Source organism: Zoogloea sp., from assembly GCF_028689785.1.
Classification (GTDB): Bacteria; Pseudomonadota; Gammaproteobacteria; order Burkholderiales; family Rhodocyclaceae; genus Zoogloea.
This window is the reverse complement of the sequence record NZ_JAQVCN010000028.1, coordinates 1-13,347: the sequence shown is the minus strand read 5'-3', so window position 1 is coordinate 13,347 and position 13,347 is coordinate 1. Positions and strand designations below refer to the sequence as shown.

The window sequence follows — 13,347 nt, the reverse complement described above, 5'->3', positions numbered from 1 at the left end:
CACCCCATGTCTGGCCCGACCAGCCCCACTCTCCGCCCTCCCCTCGCCCGCAGTCTGCTGGTCAGCCTCTCGGCCACCTTCATTGGCTGCCTGCTGGCCTTCGGTACGGCAGTGCACTTCCTCATCGTCGCCCCGGCCACCCAATCCCTGGCCCGGGTCCAGCTCGACCTGGCCACTGCCCACATCCAATCGGAGGCCGAGCGCAGCTTCCGGCGCATCGAGACCCAGCTCGGCACAGCCCGCGCCTGGGGTCAGGCCGGGCATCTGAACGTCAACGACGGCCCCGGTTTCCAGGCCCTGATGGCCCCCCTGCTGAACGACGAGAGCCGCATCTCCGCCATTCGTCTGCTCAACGCCGACGGGCGCCAACTGACCCTCTCCCGAGACGCCGCTGCGCCCCACAGCGAAACACGCAGCCCGCCCGGCCGCGACACCGCCAACCCCGGCACCGCGGAGCATCCAACCTGGAGCGCGCCCTACCGGACACCCGGCAGCGGCGATGGCTGCATCACCGTATCTGTCGGCTGGCGCGGCGCAGACGGCAGCCTCCGCCTGCTGGCCTTCGACATCAGCCTGGCCGAGCTGTCCCGGCTGACCCTCGAAACACCGGTCGGCGAGCGTGGCGGCGGCGCCGTCCTCAGCGCCGACGGCGATATCGTCGGAGTGCCGCGCTACCCGCGCTTCGCCAACCTTTCCGACCGGCACAACGCCATCCTGCAGCCGGCTGCAACCCTCGACGTGGACTTCCTGACCCACGGCCACGCCCGCTGGCTCGGTGCCGGTCAGGTCAGCGGCCGCGTACTGAGCTACCAGAACGAAGGAGAAACCTGGCTGGCTCAGTTCATCCCCCTGCAACTCGGTGAACAACGCTGGTGGGTGGCCGGTTTTGCCCGGGAGGCCGACTTCATCCCGGCCCGCCTGCAGGAGGTGATGCCCGCCCTGCTGCTGCTCACCCTGCTGGCCGGCGCCCTGGCCATTGCCATTGCCCGGCGCATCGCCCAACGCCTAGAGCGCAACCTGGCCGCGCTGGTGGAGCGCAGCGAGCGCATCGGGCGGCTCGACCTCACCGCCCCGCCCCCCCTGAATGCCCCCTGGCGCGAGCTGGTCGAACTCGATGCATCCCAGGAGCACATGCGCGCGCAGCTCCAACAAGCCCGCGAGGACCTCCTGCGCAGCCGCGCCGAGCTGGAGGACAAGGTGGATGAGCGGACACGCCAATTGGCCGAAAAGAGTGCGGCCCTGTCCGACCAGTTGCTGTTCATCGAAGTGCTTCTCGACGCCCTGCCCAGCCCGGTCTTCTACAAGGGGCCGGACGCCCGCTTCCTGGGCTGCAATACCGCCTACGAACAGGCTTTCGGCACCACCCGCAGCTTCCTCCGCGGCAAGACCGTCCTCGACCTGCCCTATCTGCCCGCCGCCGACCGCATCAGCTTCCACGCGGAAGACCTGCGCATCATCGGCGAGGCCTGCACCTCCCACAAGGAAACGGTCATTCCCTTCGCCGACGGCCGCAGCCACGACACCCTCTACTGGGTCCGCGGCTTCCGCCTCGGCAACGGCGAGCCAGGCGGTCTGCTCGGCGTCATCGTCGACATCTCCGCCCAGAAAGCTGCCGAGCGCGCCGCCCGTGTCGCCGAGGAGCGCAGCCGCCAGATGCTCGAATCGAGCCCCATCGCGGTGGTCATCAACCGCCCCGACGGCACGCCCCTGTTCGCCAACACCCGCGCCCTGGTCCTCGCCGGCACCGACATGGACACCTTCATGTCGCGCTCCGTCACCACCTGGTTCCGCGACCCGTCCTCCGCCGAAAAGGCCATCACCCGGCTCAAGAACGGCCTGCCGGTGCGCGACCAGGAAACCGAGTTCCAGAACATCGGCGGCCGCCCCTTCTGGACCCTGATGACCATGGAGCGCATCTAAGTGGGCGGCAGCCCCGCGCTGATCAGCTGGAGCTACGACATCACCGCCCGCAAGCTCGCCGAACGGGAGCTGCGCAAGCTCTCCCTGGCCGTCGAGCAGAGCCCGTCCATGCTCCTCATCACCACCCCGGGCGGCGCCATCCAGTACGCCAATCCGCGCTTCTGCCAGGTGGCCGGCTTCAGCGCCGAACGGCTGGCGGGCACCCACCCCGACCTGGTGGACGGTGCCGGGCTGCCCCTCGAATTCCTCGCCGAACAATGGCAATCCCTCAAGAGCCAAGGCGTGTGGCGGCGCGAATGCCAGCTCCGCCTGCGCAGCGGCGAGCTGCTGTGGGTGGGCATCTCGGTGAGCGGCCTGGTCGAAGGCGACGGCGAGATCACCCACTGCATCTGGGCCCTGGAAGACCTCGCCCTGTACCGCCGGGCCGTGGAGACCCTGCGCGAGGCAAAACAGCTGGCCGAGGAAGCCGCCGAATCCAAGGCCCGCTTCCTGGCCAACATGAGCCACGAAATCCGCACCCCGATGAACGCCATCATCGGCCTCTCCAGCCTGTGCCTGGACACTGACCTGCAGACCCGCCAGCGCGATTACGTCACCAAGATCCACGCTGCCGGCAGCACCCTGCTCAACGTCATCAACGACGTTCTCGACTTCTCCAAGATCGAAGCCGGCAAGCTCCGCCTCGAACAGACCGCGTTCGCCCTCGACCAGGTGCTCGACAACGTCATCACCTACGTGGCCCAGAAGGCCCAGGAGAAAGGCCTGGAGCTGATCCTGCAGGTTGCCCCCGACGTTCCCCAGGATCTCCTCGGTGACCCCCTCCGCCTCGGCCAGATCCTCACCAACCTGCTCGGCAACGCCGTCAAGTTCACTCCCAGCGGCGAAGTCCAGCTGCAGGTGCACTGCGAGCACCGGGAGGGGCAGCAGGCCAGCCTGCGCTTTGATGTGGTGGATACCGGCATCGGCATGAGCGAAGAGCAGATCGGCCGGCTTTTCGAAGCCTTCTCCCAGGCCGATGACTCCATGACCCGGCGCTTCGGCGGCACCGGCCTGGGTCTGTCCATCTCCCGCCACCTGGTCGAACTGATGGGGGGCCGGCTGGACGTTGCCAGCACCCCGGGGCTCGGCAGCCGCTTCGGCTTCACCACACGCTTCGAGCTGGCCCAGGGGCGCCCCCCCAAGGCCCTGCCCGGCATGCTCGACGGCCTGCGCGTACTGGTGGTGGACGACCACCCGGTGGCCCGGGAGGTCCTGCTCGGCCTGCTCCGTACCTTCCCCTTCCGATCGGAGGCCGTCTCCTCGGCCGCCGAGGCCCTGGTTGCAGTGCGCCGCGCCGATGGCGGCGACCGCTTCGGCCTGGTGTTGATGGACCTGCGCATGCCCGACCAGAACGGCATCGAAGCGACCCGGCGCATCAAGCAGGATCGCAGCCTGGCCTCTCCCCCCGCAGTCATCCTGCTCACCGCCTACGGCGAGGAAAGCACCGCCGGCGAGGCCATCGAAGCCGGCGCCGACGGTTTCCTGCACAAGCCCGCCACCGCCTCCACCCTGCTCGACGCCATCATCGGCACCTTTGGCCTCGACGCGGCACCCCAGCCCGTCGTCTCGCCCACCGGGCAGGACCTGGCCGGCCTGCGCATCCTGGTGGCCGAAGACAACGACATCAATCAGCAGATCGCCCGCGGCCTGCTCGAACGCATCGGTGCCACAGTCAGCGTAGCCGACAACGGCCGCACGGCCATCGAAACCCTGATCGCCGCCGGCCCCGACGCCTTCGATGTGGTGCTGATGGACCTGCAGATGCCCGAGATGGACGGCCTCGAAGCCACCCGGCGGATTCGCGCCGACACCCGCTTCACCCACCTGCCGATCATCGCCATGACGGCCCACGCCATGGCCGAGGAACGCCAGCGCTGCATCGATGCCGGCATGAACGACCACGTGGCAAAGCCCATCGTGGTGGAAAGGCTGGTCCAGGCCGTCCTCCAGCAGGTCCGGTGCAGCGGCACAGCCCCCGCAGGCCTGGGCGTGGCCCTTGGTGCGGAAGGCATGGCCGTCACCGATGGCCTCCCCGACCTGCCCGGCCTCAACGTCAAGGCCGCCCTGCGCCGGGTCGGTGACGACCCCGCCACCTATCTGTCGCTGCTCCAGCGTTTCGCCAGCTCCCAGGCAGACTGCGCCGAACGCATCGCCGAAGCCCTGGCCGCAGGCCGGCCGGCCGACGCCGAACGCATCGCCCACAGCGTGCGCGGCGCCGCCGCCAACCTTGGCGCCGGCGCCATCCAGGAAGCCGCCAGCAGCCTCGAGATGGCGCTGCGCAAGGGCAGCCCCAGCGAGCCTGCCCGGCAATCCCTCGCCCGTGAGATAAGTGCTCTGGCGCACCTGCTCGAAACCACCTTGCCGGCACCAGCCCCACAGCCGGCCGCCGAGCGCCGGCTCGACGACGCAGTCCTCGACCAATCAGTCGCCGAACTGATCCGGCTCATCGAGAACTCCGACGGCGCTGCCCCCCTCCACTTCCGCCAGATCCGCAGCGATCTGGCCGCCCGGATCGGTACCGAGAAAGTCGGCGAGATCGCCGAGGCCCTCCAGCACTATGATTACGATCATGCGCTGAGCTGCCTGCGCCCGGTCTGAACAGGCCAGCGGCTTACTCCCCACAGCCAGTCAATCGCGCCAGGAGAACACCGTGCCACCGCCCTCCGATCCGCACCACCCCCTGATCCTCGTCGTGGACGATGCCCCGGACTCCATCGAGCCCATCGTCAACTGTCTGCATCGGGCCGGTTTCCGCACCCGCATCGCCACCAACGGCGAACGCGCCCTCGCCCTGGCTGTCAGCAAGCCCCTGCCCGACCTGATCCTGCTCGACATCAGCATGCCCGACCGGGACGGCTACGAGGTGTGCCGCCAGCTGATGGACGATCCGCTCACCGCCAACATCCCGGTGATCTTTCTGTCCATCCGCAACGAAGAAGTCGACGAACAGCTCGGCTTTGATGCCGGCGCGGTGGACTACATCACCAAGCCCATCAGCCCGCCCCTGGTGCTGACCCGCATCCGCAACCACCTCACCCTGAAAGCAGCCAGCGACTTCCTGCGGGACCGCAACCACTACCTGGAAAACGAGGTGATACGGCGCACCCGGGAACTCGGCCTGATCCAGGATGCCACCATCGTGGCCATGGCCTCCCTGGCGGAAACCCGCGACAATGAAACCGGCAATCACATCCGGCGCACCCAGATGTACCTGCGCGCCCTGGCCCGGCATCTCCAGCACCACCCCCGCTTCAGTGCCGAACTCAGCGACGGCAACATCGAGCTGATGTACAAATCGGCGCCGCTGCACGACATCGGCAAAGTCGGCATCCCCGACCGCATCCTCCTCAAACCCGGCAAGCTCACCGCCGCAGAGTTCGAGATCATGAAGACCCACACCACCCTTGGTCGCGACGCCATCGCCAAGGCCGAAGCCCTGTTCGGCATCTCCGCCAGCTTTCTACGCTTCGCCAAGGAAATCGCCTATTCCCACCAGGAAAAATGGGATGGCAGCGGCTACCCCCTCGGCCTCGCCGGCGATCGCATCCCCCTGTCCGCCCGCCTCATGGCTGTCGCCGACGTCTACGATGCCCTGATCAGCCAGCGGGTGTATAAACCCGCCCTGTCCCATGACGAGGCCGTCGCCCTCCTGCAGGACGGCCGCGGCAAGCATTTCGACCCGGACATCCTCGACGCCTTCCTGAGCCTGCAGGGTGAGTTCCAACAGATCGCCCAGCGTTTCGCCGACAGTGCCGACCAGAACGGCGGAACGGAGCGCACGGCCGAACGCCTGCGCATCATCTTTGGCAATTAGGCCGGCTCTCCCGCCATACTCAAGAACACCGCTCGGCATCCGTTAAGAGTTGGCCCGAACCAAAGCACACCATGCCCCCCGGTGCCAGGCACAACAGGAGATGTAATGCCCCTCAGCCCGACACCCCATCCGGTCGTCGATTTCCTCCGCCGCTTCGGGCTGGCCTTGCTCGTTTTCGTCGTTGCGGCGGCGCTGACTCTCGAGAACTACCAATCCACCGTTGAAAAGCAGCGGGCCGCCACGCACACCCATTTCCAGCTGGCTGCCCAGCAACAGATCGCACATCTGCAGGAACGCATCGTTCACCTGCTCGGTCACGGCGACGCCCTACAGCGCCAGATGTCCCTGCTGCCCGGAGACAACACCGCTGCCTTCTCCCATCTCTCCGCCCCTCTTCTACGCCTCCACCCGGAGGTGCTCCGCGCCGGACTGATCAGACTCGATGGCAATACCCCCACGATAGCCATCAGCGTCGGAGCCGGGCTGGCGCCCGAATCCGGCCCCCTGTTCCCGGCCACCCGCAGCCCCGATGCCGGCAACCTGACCCGCATCCACAGCACCATCGCCAACGCCGTCCACAAGGGCGAGCCCACCACCAGCCCGCCCTATCCACTCGCGCCAGGCACCAGCGACAAGGCCCGGGCTGTCCTCGTGATCCTCCCGGTAGTACGCCCCGACCAGCCGAACGGGCCCCATCGGCAGCTCGTCTTCATCGAGATCCCGGTGGACAAGCTCATCGAGCAATCGCTGCTGCCCACCATCAGCGGCGACGCCAACCTGCACTTCGAACTCGAACTGCTCGACGGCACCGACGACACCCAGATCCTTTACGTCAGCCCGGACTTCCGCATTGGCGAGATGTCCTACGCCGACGGTGTCACCATCGCCGATCGCCGCTGGCTGATGCTCACAGCCCCCTCCGGCCTGAGCTACTCCCTGATGCCCGGCCAGGATGCCGGCGGCCGCCTGTTTGCCGGCCTCTCCGTCGGCGTCCTGGCCGCCTTCGTGTTGTATGTGCTGCAAACCCGGGCCGACGCCATCCGCCACCAGGTACGCGAAAAGACCCTGGCCCTGGCCGACGCCAACGATGCCCTCGGCCAGTACGTCAAGGCGCTCGGTGAGACCAACAGGCTTCTGGAAACCGAAGTCGATAAACATGCCAAGGCAGAAACCCTGCTGCGCGAAACCACCTCGCTGCAGCGCGCCATCCTCGACTGTGCCGAATACGCCATTGTCTACACCGACTCCGCCGGCATCATCCGCGTCCTCAACCCGGCCGCCGAGCGGCTCTTCGGGCACCAGGCCGGCGACCTTATCGGCAACGAGACCCCGCTCGTCTTCCATACCGCCGAAGACATCGCCCGCTGGACCCTCGCCCACAAGGCCAACGGCTTTGCCGCCCTCGCCGAGGAGAACAGCGGCGGCAACCTCGAACCCCGGGAGATCACCCTACGGCGCCGCGACGGCAGTACCTTCCCGGCCAACATCGCCGTCTCGGTGGTCCGGGACGGCCAGCGCCAGATCCGCGGCTACCTGGGCATCATCGCCGACATCACCCAGCGCCAAGCCGCCGAGAGCCGAATCCGTCACCTCGCCCATTACGACAACCTCACCTCCCTGCCCAACCGCACCCTGCTCAACCAGCACCTGGCCGAAGCCATCGACGACGCCCACGACCGTCATCGGGGTGTAGCCGTGCTGTTCACCGACCTGGACCGTTTCAAGTACGTCAACGACACCCTGGGCCACCAGGCCGGCGATCAGTTGCTGCTGTCGGTAGCCCAGCGCCTGCGAGCCTGCGTGCGCGACGGCGACATGGTGGCGCGTACCGGCGGCGACGAGTTCGTGGTCGTCCTTGACGACCTGCAGGAAGGCTCGATGCCCGAAGATGTGGCCGAACGCATCCTCGCCAGCCTGGCCCGGCCCTTTGAGCTGTGCAGCCAGCAGGTCACCGTCACCCCCAGCATCGGCATCTCCCTTTACCCCACCGACGGCATGGACGGAGAAGCCCTGATCAAGAACGCCGACGCCGCCATGTATCTGGCCAAGGAACGCGGCCGCAACAACTTCCAGTTTTTCGACCACGGCCTGTCGGCACGCTACTCCGAGCGGCTCGACCTGGAAAACCGCCTGCGCCACGCCCTCGACGAAAACCAGCTGGAGCTCTTCTACCAGCCCCAGGTTGACACTCTGTCCGGCGAGCTGATCGGCATGGAGGCCCTGATCCGCTGGCGCCAGGCTGACGACAGCATGATCCCCCCGGACAAGTTCATCCCCATCGCCGAAGAATGCGGCCTCATCGTGCCCATCGGCGCCTGGGTGCTCCAGGAGGCCTGCCGGCAAATCCAGGAATGGCTGCGGGAAGGCATCTGCCGGGTACCTGTCGGGGTCAACCTGTCGGCCCGCCAGTTTGACGACGCCGGCCTGCTCGACACCATCAAATCCGCCCTGGTCAACGCCAGCCTGCCCCCCGCCTACCTCGACCTGGAGCTCACCGAAAGCCTGGTGATGCGCAACCCCGAACACACCCGCAGCATCCTCGCCGAATGCAAGAAGCTCGGCCTGCAGCTCTCGGTGGACGACTTCGGCACCGGCTACTCCAGCCTCGCCAACCTCAAGCGCTTCCCCATCGACCGCCTGAAGATCGACCGCTCCTTCATCAAGGACATCGTCACCGAAGCCGACGACGCCGCCATCGCCCAGACCATCGTCGCCATGGCCCACACCCTGCGCCTGGAAGTGATCGCCGAAGGCGTCGAAACCGAAGCCCAGCTCGCCCTGCTGCGCCGCTGGCGCTGCGACGCCTACCAGGGCTACCTGTGCAGCCGCCCCATCAGCGCCGCCGACATGACCTCCATGCTGCGCAGCCTGCGGGCATCACGGATGGTGTCGCTGGCACCGATCTGAGGACGGCAAATGGAGGGCCCGTTTCCGGTGCCCGGACAGCCCCGCGAAAGCTCGCCCCTAAAAGCGCTCCGTCGGTGGTGCGCTCTCCCGGCGCCCGGTCTCGCCAAAGCCCTTGGGCACGCCCACCTCACCCGTCTGATCGAAATCGAAACCACCAAAACTGCCGGTCACCAGGCGGCCGCGGAGGCGGTATTCCACCTTGTCCCGCATTTTGGAAAGCTCCCGGAACTGCCGCAGCAGGCGGGGCAAGCTGGTGGTGGCGGTCGTCACTTCGACCAGCCAAGTTATCTGGCCCATAACCCGGTTTTACACCCGTGGCGAACGCTAGCTAGCGCCGAGCCCGAACAATAAACCCCAGCAGTAAGCTGAGAAAGGGCGATGGCAAGGCAAACCCGATAAGGGCCCAAACTACGAGGCTTCCAGTGGCAAGCGCCAGCGGGATGAGCAGAAAGCCAAGAACGACAATATCCATACCCAGACTATAGCCGACTAGGATGCAGGCGGTTCATCCCCAGCCCGTGGGGAACACTCTCCTTCGGTGTGGCGGCAATGCTGATCTTTCGGTTCATCCCCACGCCCGTGGGGAACACCTGCCGGCGATCTCCGGTTTCGTGCTCAGGTACGGTTCATCCCCACGCCCGTGGGGAACACCTGACCGGTGCCGAGATCGCTTGCGCCACGCTGCGGTTCATCCCCACGCCCGTGGGGAACACGCTTGGATTCAAGCCCACAAACATTGCATAGCCGGTTCATCCCCACGCCCGTGGGGAACACTCCAGAGCGAGCAGCAGCAGCGCCGTGGAGTCCGGTTCATCCCCACGCCCGTGGGGAACACTGAAATTGCGGGCGTTGAAGCCTGCGGAGAAGCGGTTCATCCCCACGCCCGTGGGGAACACGGGAACCTGACGGCGATCTCCCGTATTTCGTCCGGTTCATCCCCACGCCCGTGGGGAACACTTTTCCAGCGGCATCGTCACGCCGCCGTCCGGCGGTTCATCCCCACGCCCGTGGGGAACACGTTCGTTTTGCGCGGGACTGGCGTATGGGCGACGGTTCATCCCCACGCCCGTGGGGAACACGACAAATCTGTCGGAGTACCCGTTTCATCAACCGGTTCATCCCCACGCCCGTGGGGAACACCTCTGTATTCAGGTTGAGCAGCTCGACCATGGCGGTTCATCCCCACGCCCGTGGGGAACACTTGCGGCAAGGGGGAAACCCCTTTCCGGAGCGCGGTTCATCCCCACGCCCGTGGGGAACACTTGCGGCAAGGGGGAAACCCCTTTCCGGAGCGCGGTTCATCCCCACGCCCGTGGGGAACACTCCGACGTAATACGTTGATCCTGCACCCGAACCGGTTCATCCCCACGCCCGTGGGGAACACCACGGCCCCGGCACGCCGTCGATGATGTCAATCGGTTCATCCCCACGCCCGTGGGGAACACGATGACTTGCTCGCGGCCGGCGGTGCATGTGGCGGTTCATCCCCACGCCCGTGGGGAACACCGAAGTCTTTGAGGCTCATCGCTCAGCCCTCCAGGTTCATCCCCACGCCCGTGGGGAACACCGCGCCATCCATGTCGATCATGTAGGCGGAACCGGTTCATCCCCACGCCCGTGGGGAACACTTCAGGCCAGTATTCGATTGTGAGCTGATCACCGGTTCATCCCCACGCCCGTGGGGAACACCGGCCCTGACATATTGAGGGCGAATTTCTCTACGGTTCATCCCCACGCCCGTGGGGAACACCTCAGGGTCGTGTTCGAGCAATCGAAGCCTAGCGGTTCATCCCCACGCCCGTGGGGAACACTTCCAGGGATGCGCTCATGGAGCACAAGCCAGCGGTTCATCCCCACGCCCGTGGGGAACACTTGACTTCACCGTACCGCCCGAAAACCCCACCCGGTTCATCCCCACGCCCGTGGGGAACACGTATTCCGGGGCCCGCATGACCGGAATCGCGCTGGTTCATCCCCACGCCCGTGGGGAACACTATGCCAAAGTCAAGCGCGGGCATACTCGCGCCGGTTCATCCCCACGCCCGTGGGGAACACATGGCATCCCTCGCGATTTGCTGGGACGACTGCGGTTCATCCCCACGCCCGTGGGGAACACCCGCCCAAAAAGACGCCCGAAAAAGCCCGATACGGTTCATCCCCACGCCCGTGGGGAACACCGTTCTCACCGCCGGGGCCGCGTCTATTTACGCGGTTCATCCCCACGCCCGTGGGGAACACCCGAATCGCTTGACACGGGAGATTTCCTCGTGCGGTTCATCCCCACGCCCGTGGGGAACACAATTGACGAGGATGTAATCCGTTGATTCGCTGCGGTTCATCCCCACGCCCGTGGGGAACACACCCTCGATTTCCAGGCCCGTTTCGTGCTTCTCGGTTCATCCCCACGCCCGTGGGGAACACCGCCAATCTGTCGATTTTCCAGGCGCGCCTTACGGTTCATCCCCACGCCCGTGGGGAACACGATTTCGATGCGGGGAATGATCTGTACGGGTGCGGTTCATCCCCACGCCCGTGGGGAACACAACTGTCCGCCGGCTTGCCTGAATACCTACTGCGGTTCATCCCCACGCCCGTGGGGAACACTCAGATCAGAAACTCACGCCGAAGCAGTTGCGCGGTTCATCCCCACGCCCGTGGGGAACACCCAGCCAAGCGGCTCAAAAGCGACCGAAGCGGCGGTTCATCCCCACGCCCGTGGGGAACACACGTCCACCTGCAACTCTCCAAGCACCCCACCCGGTTCATCCCCACGCCCGTGGGGAACACGTACAGGAAGCCAAGGACTGGATGGACACCTACGGTTCATCCCCACGCCCGTGGGGAACACGCACGGATTGGCGCGTGACGCCGAACGGTGGCCGGTTCATCCCCACGCCCGTGGGGAACACGGGTTAGGCGCTATGTATCAGATAACTCCGATCGGTTCATCCCCACGCCCGTGGGGAACACTCGGCTAGCAGCTTCTTGACCTCGGCCTCGCTCGGTTCATCCCCACGCCCGTGGGGAACACCCCGTCATCACCTCCTGGGCCTTGTCCGGGTACGGTTCATCCCCACGCCCGTGGGGAACACCTGGTGCCGATCACGCGCGAGGAGCACGAATACGGTTCATCCCCACGCCCGTGGGGAACACAATGCCATGCTCGCCGGGGGCAGCTCCGGCGGCGGTTCATCCCCACGCCCGTGGGGAACACGCTGACATGGCAGAGCTTGCGGCCCGCAAGACCGGTTCATCCCCACGCCCGTGGGGAACACACTTGACGACGCCGAAGAGTCTGGCGGCTTCACGGTTCATCCCCACGCCCGTGGGGAACACTCACGTCTGTGGCTGGTCCTGACCTTGCGGTTCGGTTCATCCCCACGCCCGTGGGGAACACTCATGTTCCATGTCTGGGTAAAGACCACGGGTCGGTTCATCCCCACGCCCGTGGGGAACACACGATGACCAAGCGATACAGTTAGCGCAAGCCCGGTTCATCCCCACGCCCGTGGGGAACACTCGGAGTGTCGTCACATAGCGGCGCACGGCATCGGTTCATCCCCACGCCCGTGGGGAACACCATCCGCTCGGCAGCGGACTTTGCCCTGCCGGCGGTTCATCCCCACGCCCGTGGGGAACACGGCGGCGGTGAGGGCTTTGATTGCCTGGCCGACGGTTCATCCCCACGCCCGTGGGGAACACGTTTCACCGTGGCCCCGAAGGGCCAGGGCTCGAGGTTCATCCCCACGCCCGTGGGGAACACGCCGGTTGCGCGGATGGTCGTTCCCCGGCGGCCGGTTCATCCCCACGCCCGTGGGGAACACGCAGAAATGCCGGAGGCGGTATTCCCAGCCGACGGTTCATCCCCACGCCCGTGGGGAACACCACCTCCCGCCCCACGCTGTCTGCGCGCTACAACGGTTCATCCCCACGCCCGTGGGGAACACGCCACCTCGCTATTGCTGCCCAGCAGCGCTGCCGGTTCATCCCCACGCCCGTGGGGAACACACGCGGGATGCCATCGGCTTGTAGGCTGCATCCGGTTCATCCCCACGCCCGTGGGGAACACGCCCTTCAGCTCGGCAACGTCCAAAAGCAGTTCGGTTCATCCCCACGCCCGTGGGGAACACTCAAAGCCCGGACTGGTGGCCGCAATGCCTGCCGGTTCATCCCCACGCCCGTGGGGAACACTTCCACATGTCGGTGCAGACGATTTGAATGTCCGGTTCATCCCCACGCCCGTGGGGAACACTCACCCCATCTACATCGGGCGCAGGGCCGGCACGGTTCATCCCCACGCCCGTGGGGAACACCGAATCGGAGGCGGTTCTCCGTCGCGTGGGTTTCGGTTCATCCCCACGCCCGTGGGGAACACTCTAGGGCCTGGAGTGCGGCAATCTGAGGGTGCGGTTCATCCCCACGCCCGTGGGGAACACCAGGACTTCACCGGTGCGGGGGTTCGTCCATTCGGTTCATCCCCACGCCCGTGGGGAACACCGCCGGCCTCGGGCTGGATCTCGCCGCGCTCCCGGTTCATCCCCACGCCCGTGGGGAACACGGCACACAACCAAGTCGTCATCAATGGCGCGGCCGGTTCATCCCCACGCCCGTGGGGAACACGCACCGGCTAGGCCTCTACGACGCCACGGTGGCGGTTCATCCCCACG

At 66.3% G+C, this 13,347-nt stretch carries 5 protein-coding genes and 1 CRISPR repeat array; of the genes, 4 read left to right on the top strand and 1 reads right to left on the bottom strand.

Going from position 1 to position 13,347, the window contains the following annotated elements; translation table 11 throughout:
- Positions 1-6: 6 nt before the first annotated feature.
- The 4 genes from PHI64_RS13270 (at position 7) to PHI64_RS13255 (ending at position 8,680) form a co-directional block, all read left to right on the top strand.
- Entirely contained in the window at positions 7-1,920 is a 1,914-nt protein-coding gene (locus PHI64_RS13270) for a PAS domain-containing protein (RefSeq protein ID WP_299883540.1), read from the top strand.
- Entirely contained in the window at positions 1,921-4,557 is a 2,637-nt protein-coding gene (locus PHI64_RS13265) for a response regulator (RefSeq protein ID WP_299883538.1), read from the top strand.
- 52 nt (positions 4,558-4,609) lie between these two features.
- Complete coding sequence (locus PHI64_RS13260; RefSeq protein WP_299883536.1) at positions 4,610-5,773, top strand: two-component system response regulator; 1,164 nt, start codon at positions 4,610-4,612, stop codon at positions 5,771-5,773.
- A gap of 105 nt (positions 5,774-5,878) precedes the next feature.
- On the top strand, positions 5,879-8,680 hold the full coding sequence (locus PHI64_RS13255) for an EAL domain-containing protein (RefSeq protein WP_299883534.1): 2,802 nt from the start codon (positions 5,879-5,881) through the stop codon (positions 8,678-8,680).
- Positions 8,681-8,737: 57 nt separating this feature from the next.
- Here the strand turns inward: PHI64_RS13255 and PHI64_RS13250 are convergent, their stop codons facing one another.
- Positions 8,738-8,977, bottom strand: coding sequence for a hypothetical protein (locus PHI64_RS13250; RefSeq protein WP_299883532.1), 240 nt, complete (start codon positions 8,975-8,977; stop codon positions 8,738-8,740).
- A 203-nt stretch (positions 8,978-9,180) separates the two neighbouring features.
- Positions 9,181-13,300: direct repeats of the CRISPR family, unit length 29 nt; unit sequence CGGTTCATCCCCACGCCCGTGGGGAACAC.
- Between the last annotated feature and the right edge of the window lie 47 nt (positions 13,301-13,347).

Excerpts from the sequence above, each read along its gene's own strand:
- PHI64_RS13255 (WP_299883534.1), top strand. The coding sequence starts at position 5,879 with ATGCCCCTCAGCCCGACACCCCATCCGGTCGTCGATTTCCTCCGCCGC.
- PHI64_RS13270 (WP_299883540.1), top strand. The coding sequence starts at position 7 with ATGTCTGGCCCGACCAGCCCCACTCTCCGCCCTCCCCTCGCCCGCAGT.
- PHI64_RS13250 (WP_299883532.1), bottom strand. The coding sequence starts at position 8,977 with ATGGGCCAGATAACTTGGCTGGTCGAAGTGACGACCGCCACCACCAGC.